This is a genomic window from Crossiella sp. SN42, assembly GCF_023897065.1.
Taxonomy (GTDB): Bacteria; Actinomycetota; Actinomycetes; order Mycobacteriales; family Pseudonocardiaceae; genus Crossiella.
On the sequence record NZ_JAMHIV010000013.1, the window covers coordinates 181,298 to 196,043 of the forward strand.

Sequence of the window (14,746 nt, forward strand, 5' to 3'; positions counted from 1 at the left end):
GGTGGCTCAGAACGGCAGGCCGAGCACCGGCAGGCCGATCGCGGAGTCCACCGCGAGCACCACGAACACCGCGGTCAGGTAGGTGTTCGACATGTGGAACAGCTTCATCGGGTTGGCCGGCTCGCCGTCCCGCACCGCCTTGTACAACCGGTGCGCCAGCAGCAGGAACCAGGCCCCGGCGAGCACCGCCGCGCCGGTGTAGAGCCAGCTGGTGGCGGGCGCGAGCAGCAGCGACCAGGCCACCATCACCCAGGAGTAGATGACGATCTGCTTGGCCACCTGCACCGGGGTGGCCACCACCGGCAGCATCGGCACCCCGGCCGCGGCGTAGTCGTCCTTGAACTTCATGGCCAGCGCCCAGAAGTGCGGCGGGGTCCAGAAGAAGATCACGCCGAACATGACCAGCGCGGGCCAGTCCACCGAGTTGGTCACCGCGGACCAGCCGATCACCACCGGCATGCACCCGGCCGCGCCGCCCCACACGATGTTCTGCGCCGTGCGGCGCTTGAGCACCATCGTGTAGATGAGCACGTAGAACAGGATCGCGCCGACCGCCAGGATCGCGGAGAGCAGGTTCGTGGTGGCCCACAGCCAGCCGAAGCTGGCCACGCCGAGCACGATGCCGAAGATCAGCGCGTTGCGGGTGGGCACCGCGTGCCTGGCCAGCGGCCGGGACTTGGTGCGCTTCATCACCGCGTCGATGTCGGCGTCGGCCACGCAGTTGAGCGCGTTCGCGCTGCCCGCGGCCATGGTGCCGCCGACCAGCGTGGTCAGCACCAGCCACACGCTCGGGATGCCCCGCTGGGCCAGCAGCATGGCCGGGATGGTGGTCACCAGCAGCAGCTCGATGATCCGCGGCTTGGTCAGGGCCACGTACGCCCCGACGGTGGTCTTGACCCTGGCGAGGGGGCGCTGCGGTGGCGCGTCGAGGGTGGCGCTCATCGGACCCTCTTGACCACGGTCACCGGCGGCATCTCGCTCCTCATCGGCCCGGCCGCTGCGGATGGGTGGGGCGGGCCGGGTAGATCCTCGTCAGGTTCGGGGAGACCCAGCTGCGGGTCCCATCGGATGGTAGCCGCGCTACCTAAGCGGGGCGCGCACGGGGGTCCGGGCGCGCCAACATCTGGATCGAGTCCGGTGAGCTGCCAGCCGAAGGACTAGGCTGAGCCGAAAGAGGGAAAACAACGGTTCGGGGCTGGTCAGTCCGCCGGTTCCGCCGCTATGGCAACCAAGTTGGGAGCAGCGTCAAGTGTCCGGTTCAGAGGACTCCGTCACCATCGCCGAGCTGACCACCGCACACCTTCCCGCCGACTGGACCGAGCTGGACAAGCGCGCGGTCGACACGGTCAGGGTGCTCGCCGCCGACGCGGTCCAGAAGGTGGGCAACGGCCACCCCGGCACCGCGATGAGCCTGGCCCCCGCCGCGTACACGCTGTTCCAGCGGGCCATGCGGCACGACCCGGCCGACCCGGACTGGCCGGGCCGCGACCGCTTCGTGCTCTCCTGCGGGCACTCCAGCCTCACCCTGTACATCCAGCTCTACCTCTCCGGCTACGGCCTGACCCTGGACGACCTCAAGGCGCTGCGCACCTGGGGCTCGGCCACGCCGGGCCACCCGGAGCACCGGCACACCCCGGGCGTGGAGATCACCACCGGCCCGCTGGGCCAGGGCCTGGCCTCCGCGGTCGGCATGGCCATGGCCGCCCGGCGTGAGCGAGGTCTCTTCGACCCGGACGCCGCACCTGGTGAGAGCCCGTTCGACCACCACGTCTTCGTGATCGCCTCCGACGGCGACATCGAGGAGGGCGTGACCTCCGAGGCGTCCTCGATCGCGGGCCACCAGCAGCTCGGCAACCTCGTGGTGATCTACGACGACAACCAGATCAGCATCGAGGACGACACCGCGATCGCCCTGTCCGAGGACGTGGCCAAGCGCTACGAGGCCTACGGCTGGCACGTGCAGACCGTGCTCGGCGGCGAGAACGTCGACGGCCTGCTGCAGGCCCTCGAGGCGGCCAAGGCCGAGACCGGCAAGCCCTCGTTCATCCTGCTGCGCACCATCATCGGCTTCCCCGCGCCGACCAAGCAGAACACCGGCAAGATCCACGGCTCCGCGCTCGGCGAGGACGAGGTCGCCAAGGTCAAGGAGATCCTCGGCTTCGACCCGGCGCAGACCTTCCAGGTCGACGCCGACGTGCTCGCCCACGCCCGCGAGGTGGTCAAGCGCGGCGAGGCGGCCAAGGCCGAGTGGCAGAAGGGCTTCGACGCCTGGGCCGAGGCCAACCCCGAGCGCAAGGCCCTCTACGACCGCCTGGTCCGCAAGGAGCTGCCGGAGGGCTGGGCGGCCAAGCTGCCGAGCTGGCCGGTCGACGCCAAGGGCGTGGCCACCCGCAAGGCCTCCGGCGACACCCTCGCCGCCATCGGCGAGGTGCTGCCCGAGCTGTGGGGCGGCTCGGCCGACCTGGCCGAGAGCAACAACACCACCATCAAGGGCGCGGACTCCTTCGGCCCCGAGAGCAGCTCCACCAAGACCTGGAAGGCCAACCCGTACGGGCGGACGCTGCACTTCGGCATCCGCGAGCACGCGATGGGCTCCATCCTCAACGGCATCGCGCTGCACGGCCCAACCCGCCCCTACGGCGGCACCTTCCTGGTCTTCAGCGACTACATGCGCCCCGCGGTGCGCCTGGCCGCGCTGATGAAGTCCCCGGTCATCTACGTGTGGACGCACGACTCCATCGGCCTGGGCGAGGACGGCCCGACCCACCAGCCGATCGAGCACCTGGCCGCGCTGCGCGCCATCCCCGGCCTGTCCGTGGTCCGCCCGGCCGACGCGAACGAGACCGCCTTCGCCTGGAAGAAGGTCCTGGAGACCCAGGACGGCCCCACCGGCCTGGCGCTGACCCGGCAGAACGTGCCCACCCTCGAAGGCACCGACGCCGAGGGCGTGGCCAAGGGCGGCTACGTGCTGGCCGAAGCCGAGGGTGGCGAGGCGAAGGTTGTGCTGATCGCCACCGGCTCCGAGGTGCAGATCGCGGTCGCGGCCAGGAAGATCCTGCAGGACGGCGGCGTTCCCGCGCGTGTGGTGTCCATGCCGTGCGTCGAGTGGTTCGACCAGCAGGAGCAGAACTACCGCGACCAGGTGATCCCGCCCGCGGTCAAGGCGCGCGTGGTGGTGGAGGCGGGTATCGCCCAGCCGTGGCACCGCTTCGTCGGCGACGCCGGGGAGATCGTCTCCATCGAGCACTTCGGCGCCTCGGCGGACTACCAGACGCTGTACCGCGAGTTCGGCCTGACCGACGACGCCGTGGTCGCCGCGGCACAGCGCAGCATCGCGCGAGTGGAGGGAAACAAGTGACTGCCAAGAGCCCACTGGCCGCGCTGAGCGAGGCCGGCGTCTCCATCTGGCTCGACGACCTGTCCAGGGAGCGGCTCAACACCGGCAACCTGGTCTCGCTGATCGAGAACCAGCACGTGGTCGGCGTGACCACCAACCCGACCATCTTCGCCGCCGCCCTGTCCAAGGGCGAGGCCTACGACGAGCAGGTCCGGGAGCTGGCCGCGCGCGGCGCGAACCTGGACCAGGCCGTGCGCGAGCTGACCACCGCCGACGTGCGCAACGCCTGCGACGTCTTCCGCGGCGTCTACAACGGCACCGACGGCCTGGACGGCCGGGTCTCCATCGAGGTCGACCCGCGCCTGGCGCACGACACCGAGCGCACCACCGCCGAGGCCCTCGACCTGTGGAAGACGGTCGACCGGCCCAACCTGATGGTCAAGATCCCGGCCACCGTCGAGGGTCTGCCCGCCATCACCAGGGCCCTGGCCGAAGGCGTCAGCGTCAACGTCACGCTGATCTTCTCGGTGGCCCGCTACCTGGACGTGATGGACGCCTACCTCACCGGGCTGGAGCAGGCCAAGGCCAACGGCCACGACCTGTCCACGATCGCCTCGGTGGCCTCCTTCTTCGTCTCCAGGGTGGACACCGAGATCGACAAGCGGCTGGCGGACAAGGGCACGCCCGAGGCGCAGGCGCTGCGTGGCCAGGCCGCCATCGCCAACGCCCGGCTGGCCTACGCCGCCTACGAGGACGTCTTCGCCTCCGAGCGCTGGCAGCGCCTGGAGCAGCAGGGCGCCCGGCCGCAGCGGCCGCTGTGGGCCTCCACCGGGGTGAAGGACCCGAACTACTCCGACACCCAGTACGTGGACCAGCTGGTCGCGCCGAACGTGGTCAACACCATGCCGGAGAAGACCCTGTTCGCGGTCGAGGACCACGGCCGGATCGAGGGCGACACCGTGCGCGGCACCGCCGAGGCGGCCCAGGAGCTCTTCGACGCCCTCACCGAGGCCGGCATCGACGTGGACGACGTCTACGCGGTGCTGGAGCGGGAAGGCGTGGAGAAGTTCGAGAAGTCCTGGGAAGAACTGCTGCAGACCGTCACCGACCAGCTCGCACGCGCGAAGGGCTGAGACCACAGATGACCGAGCAGATCTCGGTTGAGATCGTCCACAGTGGACTGAACGCCGAAGCGGAACCGTTGGCGGCGCAGCTCGCGGAGGAACAGGTCGCGAGCAAGCTCACCGCCCAGGACGCCACCCTGTGGGGTCCTGAGGCCGAGTCCGAGGCCGCCATCCGGCTGTCCTGGACCACGCTGCACGAGAGCTCCCGGCCGCTGGTCGCCGAGATCCTCCAGCTGCGCCAGGAGCTGCACGCCGACGGCGTGGACCGGGTGGTGCTGGCCGGCATGGGCGGCTCCTCGCTGGCGCCGGAGGTGATCTGCGAGACCGCCGGAGTGCGGCTGGTCGTGCTGGACACCACCGACCCCGGCCAGGTGGCCGACGCGCTGGCCGGTGACCTGTCCCGCACCGTGATCGTGGTCTCCTCCAAGTCCGGCGGGACCGTGGAGACCGACAGCCACCGGCGGATCTTCGCCAAGGCCTTCGCCGACAACGGCATCGACGCGGCCAGCCGGATCGTCGTGGTCACCGACCCCGGCTCCCCGTTTGAGAAGCTCTCCGCCGAGGCGGGCTACCGCAAGGTGTTCCTGGCCGATCCGAACGTGGGCGGCCGCTACTCCGCGCTGACCGCGTTCGGGCTGGTCCCGGCCGGTCTGGCCGGGGCGAACATCGCCAGGCTGCTGGACGAGGCCGCCGCCGCGGCGGCCGTGCTGTCCCAGGACCGCGCGGACAACCCGGCGCTGCGCCTGGCCGCGGCCTTCGGCGCGGCGCACGCCCGCGGCGCGGAGAAGGTGGTGCTCACCGACACCGACTCCGGCATCAAGGGCTTCGGCGACTGGGCCGAGCAGCTGGTCGCGGAGTCCACCGGCAAGAACGGCACCGGCCTGCTGCCGGTGGCGGTGGAGAACCCGGGCGCGCCCGGCTTCGCCGACGCCGGTGAGGACGCCACCACCGTGGGCATCGCCCCCGGCACGCCCGGCGCCCAGATCACCACCTCGGGTCCGCTCGGCGGGCTGTTCCTGTTGTGGGAGTACGCCACCGCGGTGGCCGGGCGGCTGCTCGGCATCAACCCCTTCGACCAGCCCGACGTGGAAGCGGCGAAGAAGGCGGCCCGCGCGCTGCTGGACGCGCCCACCGGCGAAGCGGCTGATCCGTCCTTTGTGGACGGCCCGGTCGAGGTCTACGCCGCGGGCGACTTCCTGGCCGGGGCGGGCACGGTGGCCGAGGCGCTGCGCGCGCTCAAGGCCGCGCTGCCCGAGCACGGCTACCTGTCGGTGCAGGCCTACCTGGACCGGCTCGACGACGCCTCCGCCGCGGTGCTGCGGCCCGAGCTGGCCAAGCGCTTCGGCGTGCAGACCACCTTCGGCTGGGGCCCCCGGTTCCTGCACTCCACCGGCCAGTACCACAAGGGCGGACACCAGAACGGCGTCTTCCTCCAGCTGACCGGCGCGAACGAGCAGGACCTGGAGGTGCCGGAGCGCCCGTACACCCTCAGCGTGCTCCAGCTGGCGCAGGCCAAGGGCGACGGCTCGGTGCTCGCCGAGCACGGCCGCCCGGTGCTGCGCCTGCACCTTACCGACCGCGCGGCCGGTCTGGCGCACGTGGTCAAGGCCGTCCAGGAGGTCGCTGAGTGAGTCGGCAATGGCAGAACCCGTTGCGGGACCCCAGGGACAAGCGGCTACCCCGGATCGCCGGCCCCTGCGGCCTGGTGATCTTCGGCGTGACCGGTGACCTGTCCCGCAAGAAGCTCATGCCCGCCATCTACGACCTGGCCAACCGCGGCCTGCTGCCGCCCGGTTTCGCGCTCACCGGGTTCGCCCGCCGCGAGTGGGAGAACCAGGACTTCGAGCAGGTCGTCTACGAGGCGGTCAAGCAGCACGCGCGCACCCCGTTCCGCCAGTCGGTGTGGGACTCCCTGGCCGAGGGCTGCCGGTTCGTGCAGGGCACCTTCGACGACGACGACGCCTTCGACCGGCTCGCCGCCACCATCAAGGAGCTCGACGAGCAGCGGGGGACCGGCGGCAACCACGCCTTCTACCTGTCCATCCCGCCCGGCGCGTTCCCCACGGTGTGCAAGCAGCTGGCCCGCTCCGGCCTGTCCGAGCAGGCCCCGGACCAGTGGCGCCGGGTCGTCATCGAGAAGCCGTTCGGCCACGACCTGGCCAGCGCGCGCGAGCTGAACCGGATCGTCAACGAGGTCTTCCCCGAGGAGTCGGTGTTCCGCATCGACCACTACCTCGGCAAGGAGACCGTGCAGAACATCATGGCGCTGCGGTTCGCCAACCAGCTGTTCGAGCCGATCTGGAACGCCAACTACGTCGACCACGTGCAGATCACCATGGCCGAGGACATCGGCCTCGGTGGTCGCGCCGGGTACTACGACGGCATCGGCGCGGCCCGCGACGTGATCCAGAACCACCTGCTGCAGCTGCTCGCGCTGACCGCGATGGAGGAGCCCAGCTCCTTCGCGCCCAAGGACCTGCGCGCGGAGAAGGCCAAGGTCCTCGCGGCCACCGCGCCGATGGAGCCGCTGGCCGAGACCACCGCGCGCGGGCAGTACGTGGGCGGCTGGCAGGGCGGGCAGAAGGTGCCCGGCCTGCTGGAGGAGGGCGGCTTCGCCAAGGACTCGATCACCGAGACCTACGCGGCGATGACCGTGGAGGTCAAGAACCGCCGCTGGGCCGGGGTGCCGTGGTACCTGCGCACCGGCAAGCGCCTTGGCCGGCGGGTCACCGAGATCGCGGTGGTGTTCAAGCGCGCCCCGCACCTGCCGTTCGACTCCACCTCCACCGAGGAGCTGGGGCAGAACGCGCTGGTCATCCGGGTCCAGCCGGATGAGGGCATCACCATGCGGTTCGGCTCCAAGGTGCCGGGCACCTCGATGCAGATCCGCGACGTGACCATGGACTTCGGCTACGGCCACGCCTTCACCGAGTCCAGCCCCGAGGCCTACGAGCGGCTGCTGCTGGACGTGCTGCTCGGCGAGCCGTCGCTGTTCCCGGTCAACGACGAGGTGGAGACCTCGTGGGAGATCCTGGAGCCGGTGCTCAAGTTCTGGGAGCGCGACGGCAAGCCCGAACCGTACGCCGCGGGCACCTGGGGCCCGGACTCCGCCGAGGAGATGATGGCCCGCACCGGACGTCACTGGAGGCGACCGTGATCATCGACCTGCCCTCGACCACCACCTCGGTGGTCAACAAGAAGCTCGTCGACCTGCGCGAGCAGGGCGGCGCGGTGGCGCTCGGGCGGGTGCTGACCCTGGTCATCGTCACCGACGACGGCGAGCGCACCGAGGAGGCCATCGACGCGGCCAACGACGCCAGCCGCGAACACCCCTGCCGGGTGATCGTGCTGGCCAGGGGCGCGCGCAAGGCCGCGCCCCGGCTGGACGCGCAGATCAGGGTCGGCGGCGACGCCGGGGCCAGCGAGGTCATCGTGCTGCGCCTGTACGGCCCGCTGGCCGAGGAAGGAGCCAGCTGTACCATCCCGCTGCTCCTGCCCGACGCCCCGGTGGTCGCCTGGTGGCCCTTCGCCGCCCCCGCGGTCCCGTCCCAGGACCCGATCGGCAAGCTCGCCCAGCGCCGGATCACCGACGCCGCCGCCGAGCGCAACCCGATCAAGGCCCTGGAACAGCGCCGCAAGGCGCACGTGGCCGGCGACACCGACCTGGCCTGGACCCGGCTGACCAGCTGGCGGGCCGTGCTCGCCGCGGCACTGGACCTGCCGCCGTATGAGAAGGTCACCGCGGCCGTGGTGACCGGCGCGGGCGACTCGCCGTCCACCGAGCTGCTGGCCGCCTGGCTGGCCGCCAGCCTGAAGATCCCGGTCGAGCGGGCCAAGTCCGCCGACGGCCAGGGCATCTGCTCGGTGGTGCTGGAACGCCGCTCGGGCAAGGTGGAGCTGGTCCGGCCGGACGGCAAGGTCGGCCTGCTCACCCAGGCCGGTCAGCCGGAACGCCGGGTGGCGCTGCAACGCCGCGAGGTCCGCGACTGCCTGGCCGAGGAGCTGCGCAGGCTGGACCCGGACGAGATCTACGAGCACACGCTCAAGGGCCTGGCCAAGGTCGTCAAGCCCACCGCCAAGCGCGCGGCCAAACCCGCCGCCAAGGCCGAGCCGAAGCCCGCGGCCAAGGCGGAGCCCAAGCCCGCCGCGAAGGCCGAGGCCAAGCCCGAGGCCGCCAAGCCCGAGCCGAAGCCTGCCGCCAAGGCGGACCCGAAGGCCAACGGCAAGGCCGAGACCAAGGCCGAGCCGAAGCCGGAGGCCAAGGCCCCGGCCAAGCCGAAGCGCGTGAAGAAGGCCGAAGCCTGATCCCGTTGTCCTGAAACGACTGTGGCGTTCCCGCACCGCGCGGGAACGCCACAGTCGTCTTCGGCTCAGTCCGCGGCGGCCTCGGCGGCCAGCCGGTCCAGCCCGCTCTGCGTCTTCAACGGGATCGGCTTGAGGAAGACCACTGCCACGACCACCAGCACCGCGATCGGCGCGGAGATCAGGAACAGCTCCCCGGTGGCCGTGCCGTAGGCCTCCTGCACCACCGCCTTCACCGGCTCGGGCAGCAGCGCCAGGTTCGGCACCCCTTCACCACCGCCCGGCAGCGCCGCGCCCGCGCCCAGCTTCGCCGACAGCGTGCTGCCCACGTTGCTCGCCAGCACCGCGCCCAGCGCGCTCACCCCGATGGTGCCGCCCAGGCTGCGGAAGAAGGAGAGCACCGAGGTCGCCGTGCCCAGGTCCTTGGCAGGCACGTCGTTCTGCGCGGCCAGCACCAGGTTCTGCATCAGCATGCCCACGCCGACCCCGAGCAGCACCATGTACGTGCCGAGCAGCACCAGGCTGGTGTGCGCGTCGATGGTGCCCAGCAGCGCCAGCCCCGCGGTCATCAGCGACGCGCCCGCGACCAGGAAGTGCTTCCACCGCCCGGTCCGGCTGATCAGCTGCCCGGCGATGGTGGAGGAGACCAGCATGCCCACGATCATCGGCAGGCTGAGCAGCCCGGCCACCGTCGGCGAGTGCCCCAGCGCGAACTGGAAGTACTGCGAGAGGAACACGGTGCCGCCGAACATGGCCACGCCGACCAGGAAGCTGGCCACCGTGGCCAGCGTGACGGTGCGGTTGCGGAAGATGGTCAGCGGCACGATCGGCTCGGCCACCCGCGACTCCACGAACACCGCGAGCGCCAGGATCAGCAGGCCGCCGCCGAGCAGGCCCAGCGTGGCGGTGGACATCCACTCGAACTGCTTGCCCACCAGCGAGGACCACACCAGGGTCAGCGAGACGCCCGCGGTGATCAGGAACGCGCCCAGGTAGTCGACCTTGACCTCGCGGCGGACCACCGGCAGGTTCAGCGTGCGCTGCAACAGGATGATCGCGGCCACGGCCAGCGGCACGCCGAGGAAGAAGCACCAGCGCCAGCCCAGCCAGGAGGTGTCCACCAGCACGCCGCCGATCAGCGGACCGGCCACCGTGCCGACCATGAACACCGCGCCGAACACCCCGGAGTAGCGGCCCAGCTCCCGCGGCGAGAGGATCGCGGCCATGATCACCTGCGCCAGCGCGGTGAGCCCGCCCGCGCCGACGCCCTGCGCGATCCGGCTGATGATCAGCACGTCCATGCTGGTGGCGAACCCGGCCACCAGCGAGCCGATGACGAACAGGCCCAGTGAGAGCTGGATCAGCAGCTTCTTGCTGTAGAGGTCGGAAAGCTTGCCCCACAACGGAACCGTGGCGGTCATCGCCAGCAGCTCGGTGGTCACCACCCAGGTGTAGCTGGCCTGGGAGCCGCCCAGTTCGGAGATGATCCGGGGCAACGCGTTGGCCACCACGGTCGAGGCCAGGATGGCGACGAACATGCCCATCATCAGGCCGGAGAGCGCTTGTAACACCGCACTCCGGTTCGTCGCCGCGGTCGCCGGTTCCGGCGCCGCAGCGGTCACAGTCATTGGTTTGTCCTTAGTTGCCAAGGGAAATCGGTCCGCCGCGCGGGGTCGCGTCGGCAGGCAGGGGGAGGCCGCGTTCCAGCGCGGCGCAGGCGGTGTCCACGAGCTCGGCCAGCGACTCGGCGCCGTCTATCCGGTACCAGCGGCGCAGCGCCGAGCGCATCGCGCCACCGGCGGTGTAGAACAGCAGCGCCGGGTACAGCGACTCCGCGGGCAGGCCGCACCAGCGCGCGATCCCCTCGATCAGCCGCTGCTCGTCGTCGGACTGCAGCGCGGCGCTGCGGGCCAGCAGCTGTGGGTAGCGGGTGCACACGGTCATCCGCAGCAGCCACTCGTCCCGGTCGGCGTCGATCCGCTCCAGGTCCGGCCGCCAGGAACGCACCAGCGCGAGCAGCGGTCCGGACTCGGGGGAGAGCTCCCGCAGCCGCTCCAGGCCGCGCTCGACCCGGCTGGCGTGGTCGGGGTAGGGCGTGGTGACGGCGTCTTCCTTGGTGCCGAAGTAGTTGAAGAAGGTGCGCGAGGAGACGCCGACCGCCCCGGCGATGTCCTCCACCGTCACCTGGTCCAGCCCGCGCTCGGCGACGAGTTCGAGCGCGGTCAGCGCCAGCGCCCGGTGGGTCTCCTGCCGCTTGCGCTCCCGCAGTCCCAGCGGTCGGTCGGTGCTCGTCACAACAACCAAGAAACCAGAAAACTTCACAGTCTGCAAAGTTTCAGACTGTGAAGCAGACGACAGCGCCCCCCGGCCCGCACGGACCAGGGGGCGCCGAAGAGGCCGAGATCAGCCCAGGAGCAGCACCTTCCCGGTGGTGCGTCGCCCCTCCAGGTCCTCGTGCGCCTGCCGCGCCTCGCTCAGGGCGTACCGCGCGCCGATCCGGATGTTCAGCGAGCCGTCGGCCACCCCGGTGAGCACCTCGGAGGCCCGCCACACCAGCTCCTCGCGGTTGGCGGTGTAGTGGCCGAGGCTGGGCCGGGTGACGAACACCGACCCGGCCTGGTTGAGCCGCTGCAGGTCCACCGGCGGCACCTGCCCGCTGGCCGCGCCGTAGAGCGCGAGCACCCCGCGCGGCCGCAGGCTGGCCAGGCTCGCGTCGAAGGTCGAGGCCCCCACCCCGTCGTAGACCACGGCCACCCCGCGCCCGCCGGTCAGCGCCCGGGCCTGCTCGGCCACATCGGCCTCGGTGTACCGGATGATCTCGTCCGCCCCGGCCTCACGGGCGAGTTTCTCCTTCTCCGCGGTGGACACGGTGCCGATCACCCGCCCGCCCTTGGCCTTGACGAACTGGGTGAGCAGCAGCCCCATGCCGCCCGCGGCCGCGTGCACCAGCACGTCGTCCCCGGCCTGCACCGGGTAGGTGGAGGTGGTCAGGTAGTGCGCGGTCATGCCCTGCAACATCGAACCGGCGGCCACCACCAGGTCGACCCCGTCCGGCACCGGCACCACCGCCGAGGCGGGCACCGCGACCAGCTCGGCATAGGACCCGATCGCCGAGCCCCAGGCCACCCGCGCCCCCACGGAGTGCTCGGTGACCCCATCACCGACCGCGACCACCTCGCCCGCGCCCTCCAGGCCGGGGGTGAACGGCAGCGGCACGGGGTAGACGCCGGTGCGGTGGTAGGTGTCGATGTAGTTGACCCCGCTGGCGGCCACCCTGACCAGCAGTTCCCCCGGCCCGGCGACCGGATCGGCCACCTCGGCCGCCACCAGCACCTCGGGTCCACCGTATGCCTGTACCTGCACCGCTCGCATGAACCGCACCTCTCACCTGATCTTCGCCGGTCACTGTTGCCAACAGAAGCGGTCACGGACGTGTTCCCGCACGCCGAACTTGGCGGTCCCAGCGGCTAGAGTGACCCGGGTGAGTGAGCCTTCGAAGGCCGCGGTCGCCGCCGCCACCGCGTTTGTCGCTGCCCACGGGAAGTCCGCCCGCGCCGTTGTGGAGAACATCGGCCGAGCCGGCGTCCGCGTAGTCCTGGTCGGAGACGACGGAGCCCTGGGCGACGTGATCGTCCCCGACGTCGCCACCGGCGAAGCCCTGGTCGCCAAGGTCGAAGGCCTCGACGGCAAGGAATGGGACCGCGAGACCATCGCCGCCACCAAGATCGGCCCCGCCCACCGCCGAAAGATGGCAGGCCCCCGAGCCCGCGGCTGACCCACGCCCGACCCCACCCCGCGCGGACCCCACCCCGCGTTCCACCCCGTTCCGTGCCTCACCCGGCCCGGCCCGCCTCACCCCGGCCCGGTCCGGCCCGCCTCGCGCCCGACCCCGCCCTGCGTCCCACCCCGTTCCGCGCCTCACCCCGGCCCGGTCCGCCTGGCCCCGTGCCCGACCCCGCCCCTGCGTCCCACCCGTCCCGCGTCCCGCCCTGCCCTGGCCCGGCCGATCCGGCCCTCTCCTGTCCTGTCCTCTCCTGTCCGCCCAACACTCCACGATCACTTCCGCACACCCAGGCATCTCCATTGCTACCATCCCTTCAGTTCCAACTGAAGAAAATGGGGAGGTCCCACGGTGTCCGACATCAGCCGCACTGGTGGTCGCCAGCCGTCCGACTGGATCGAAACGTTCGCGGCCAAGTTCGAAGCCCAGGAGGGCATGCCCCTCATCGCCGGCCGAATCCTGGGCTTCCTACTTATTTGCGACCCCCCAGAACGCACGGCCGCGGAACTCTCCGCCGCCCTGTCCGCCAGCAGCGGTTCGGTCAGCACCAACGTCCGCCTGCTGATGGCCCGCGGCCTGGTGAGCAAAACAACCCGCCGAGGCCGCGAAGCCGCCGTCTACCAGGTCCGCGCGGAAGCCTGGGCCGAGGTCATGCTCCAGCGCCTGGAAGCCATCGCCGCGGTCAACGAACTGACCCACGAGGGTCTCCGCCTGCTCAGTGGCCAGGGCGACCGGGCGCAACGCCTGCGCATCGTCGACGCCTACTACCGCTGGCTGGCCACCGAAGTGGCCGAACTCCCAGCCAAGTGGTCCGCCGCCAAACCTCGCTGACCCGCGCCGTTCCGCCCCGCCTCCCCGGCCGTTCGCCCTGTCGGCCGACCGTTCGCCCCGCCGGTCCGGCCGCTTACCCACCGGTCCGGCCGCTTACCCACCGGTCCGGCCGCTTACCCACCGGCCCGGTCCCTTGCCCGCCTGCCCGGCCGCTTGCCCGCCCGGCAAGCCACCTGCTCCGACGGTCAGCCCCGCCGAGCGTCCTCCGCGACCAGTTCCGGCCGCCCAGCCGCCACGCCCCGATCCCCGGTCGCCGCCCACACATTGCCCATGGCCAGCGTCACCAACGCCGCCCCCAGCACGTGCAGCGACACCAACGCCTCCGGCACCCCGGTGAGGTACTGCACCATCCCGATCGACCCCTGCGCGAGCACGGTCACGATCAACCACGCGTAGGCCCGCCACACCCCACGAGGCGCCCCCACTGCCCGCAACGCGAACCCAAAGGCGATCAACAACCCCAGGTACAGGAACAACAGATCGGCATGCGCCTGCGCCAACCCCGACACCGAGACGTTCAACCGAGCCGTCTCCGCGTCCCCAGCGTGCGGCCCCGCCCCGGTCACCATGGTGCCCACCACCAGCACGCCGCCGAGCACCACGGTGCTCACCACCAGCAGCTGGCGCAACGCCGCGGGCACCAGGGGCCGCACCGCGTCATCGCTCTCGAACTGCGCCCGCACCAGCAACACGGCCAGCCACACCAACACCATCGACACCAGGAAGTGCCCGGCCACGGTCCACCAGACCAGCCCCGCCAGAACGGTGATCCCGCCGATAACCCCCTGGCTGATGGTCACCAGCAGCGTGGCCGCCGCCAGTCGCGTCAGCCGCTGCCGCCGAGGCCGGTGCAACCAGACCAGCACGAAGCAGAGCAGCGCGACCAGCCCCACCACCCCACTGAGCAGCCGGTTCCCGAACTCGATCCACTGGTGGAACCAGGCAAACTCCGGATGCTCAATCGGCACCAAACTCCCGGGAAAGCAGTTAGGCCAAGTAGGACACCCCAACCCAGACCCGGTAACCCGAACCACCGACCCGGTGACCGCGATCACCACCTGCAAAACCAGGTTCGTCACCAGAAAACCCCTGGTCAAACCCCAAGAAGGCGCAGACTTCCCTTGAGCGTCAGCCGCACCTCCAGCCTCCCCCCGAACCCCGGCCGCCGCTCGAGTCGTGGCCCCAGCCCGAGCTCCAGCGCTGACCTCAGCCCCGCTGCTCGCCCCCGCCCCGGCCCCGCCGTCGGCCCCGGCCCTGGCCCCAGTTCCAGCCCCAGCCTCGCCGCCAGCGCTGATGTCGCCCGTAGCCGCTCCGGGTTCCCCCGGCTCGCTTGCCGATCTCTGTTCCTTCGCGTCCCCGCCCCGCGACGCA

General features: G+C 71.3%; 12 protein-coding genes. 7 read left to right on the forward strand and 5 right to left on the reverse strand.

What is annotated here, in order from left to right; translation table 11 throughout:
* Positions 1–6: 6 nt before the first annotated feature.
* Positions 7–942, reverse strand: a complete 936-nt coding sequence (locus M8C13_RS17520; protein WP_252481679.1) for a heme o synthase — start codon at positions 940–942, stop codon at positions 7–9.
* Positions 943–1,249: 307 nt separating this feature from the next.
* Here M8C13_RS17520 and tkt point away from each other — a divergent pair, with 307 nt between their 5' ends.
* The 5 genes from tkt to opcA are packed head-to-tail and all read left to right on the forward strand — an operon-like array spanning position 1,250 to position 8,766.
* Positions 1,250–3,358, forward strand: coding sequence for a transketolase (gene tkt / locus M8C13_RS17525; RefSeq protein WP_252481680.1), 2,109 nt, complete (start codon positions 1,250–1,252; stop codon positions 3,356–3,358).
* A complete protein-coding gene (tal, locus tag M8C13_RS17530) occupies positions 3,355–4,470 on the forward strand; it encodes a transaldolase (RefSeq protein ID WP_252481681.1) in 1,116 nt (371 codons plus the stop codon). Before tkt ends, tal begins: the two co-directional genes overlap by 4 nt.
* Before the next feature lie 8 nt (positions 4,471–4,478).
* A complete protein-coding gene (locus M8C13_RS17535; RefSeq protein WP_252481682.1) occupies positions 4,479–6,092 on the forward strand; it encodes a glucose-6-phosphate isomerase in 1,614 nt (537 codons plus the stop codon).
* Positions 6,089–7,618: a glucose-6-phosphate dehydrogenase gene (gene zwf, locus M8C13_RS17540; protein WP_252481683.1), complete on the forward strand. Its 1,530-nt coding sequence runs from the start codon at positions 6,089–6,091 to the stop codon at positions 7,616–7,618. The genes M8C13_RS17535 and zwf overlap by 4 nt, the downstream gene beginning before the upstream one ends.
* Positions 7,615–8,766 carry a glucose-6-phosphate dehydrogenase assembly protein OpcA gene (opcA, locus tag M8C13_RS17545; RefSeq protein ID WP_252481684.1) on the forward strand — a complete coding sequence of 384 codons (1,152 nt, stop codon included), beginning with the start codon at positions 7,615–7,617 and terminating at the stop codon, positions 8,764–8,766. The genes zwf and opcA overlap by 4 nt, the downstream gene beginning before the upstream one ends.
* Before the next feature lie 65 nt (positions 8,767–8,831).
* Here the strand turns inward: opcA and M8C13_RS17550 are convergent, their stop codons facing one another.
* The 3 genes from M8C13_RS17550 to M8C13_RS17560 all read right to left on the reverse strand — a co-directional run bounded on the left by M8C13_RS17550 (position 8,832) and on the right by M8C13_RS17560 (position 12,135).
* Positions 8,832–10,391, reverse strand: coding sequence for an MDR family MFS transporter (locus M8C13_RS17550; RefSeq protein ID WP_252481685.1), 1,560 nt, complete (start codon positions 10,389–10,391; stop codon positions 8,832–8,834).
* Positions 10,392–10,401: 10 nt separating this feature from the next.
* Entirely contained in the window at positions 10,402–11,058 is a 657-nt protein-coding gene (locus tag M8C13_RS17555) for a TetR/AcrR family transcriptional regulator (protein WP_252481686.1), read from the reverse strand.
* Between the two features lie 108 nt (positions 11,059–11,166).
* Positions 11,167–12,135: a quinone oxidoreductase gene (locus tag M8C13_RS17560; RefSeq protein ID WP_252481687.1), complete on the reverse strand. Its 969-nt coding sequence runs from the start codon at positions 12,133–12,135 to the stop codon at positions 11,167–11,169.
* A 109-nt stretch (positions 12,136–12,244) separates the two neighbouring features.
* Here M8C13_RS17560 and M8C13_RS17565 point away from each other — a divergent pair, with 109 nt between their 5' ends.
* Both M8C13_RS17565 and M8C13_RS17570 read left to right on the forward strand, forming a co-directional pair.
* Entirely contained in the window at positions 12,245–12,538 is a 294-nt protein-coding gene (locus M8C13_RS17565; protein WP_252481688.1) for a hypothetical protein, read from the forward strand.
* Between the two features lie 357 nt (positions 12,539–12,895).
* Entirely contained in the window at positions 12,896–13,375 is a 480-nt protein-coding gene (locus tag M8C13_RS17570; protein ID WP_252481689.1) for a MarR family transcriptional regulator, read from the forward strand.
* Positions 13,376–13,560: 185 nt separating this feature from the next.
* On the opposite strand, the gene M8C13_RS17575 is transcribed toward M8C13_RS17570, so the two are convergent.
* Complete coding sequence (locus tag M8C13_RS17575; RefSeq protein ID WP_252481690.1) at positions 13,561–14,454, reverse strand: COX15/CtaA family protein; 894 nt, start codon at positions 14,452–14,454, stop codon at positions 13,561–13,563.
* Positions 14,455–14,746 lie beyond the last annotated feature (292 nt).

Excerpts from the sequence above, each read along its gene's own strand:
- M8C13_RS17520 (WP_252481679.1), bottom strand. The coding sequence starts at position 942 with ATGAGCGCCACCCTCGACGCGCCACCGCAGCGCCCCCTCGCCAGGGTC.
- M8C13_RS17535 (WP_252481682.1), top strand. The coding sequence starts at position 4,479 with ATGACCGAGCAGATCTCGGTTGAGATCGTCCACAGTGGACTGAACGCC.
- M8C13_RS17560 (WP_252481687.1), bottom strand. The coding sequence starts at position 12,135 with ATGCGAGCGGTGCAGGTACAGGCATACGGTGGACCCGAGGTGCTGGTG.
- M8C13_RS17550 (WP_252481685.1), bottom strand. The coding sequence starts at position 10,391 with ATGACTGTGACCGCTGCGGCGCCGGAACCGGCGACCGCGGCGACGAAC.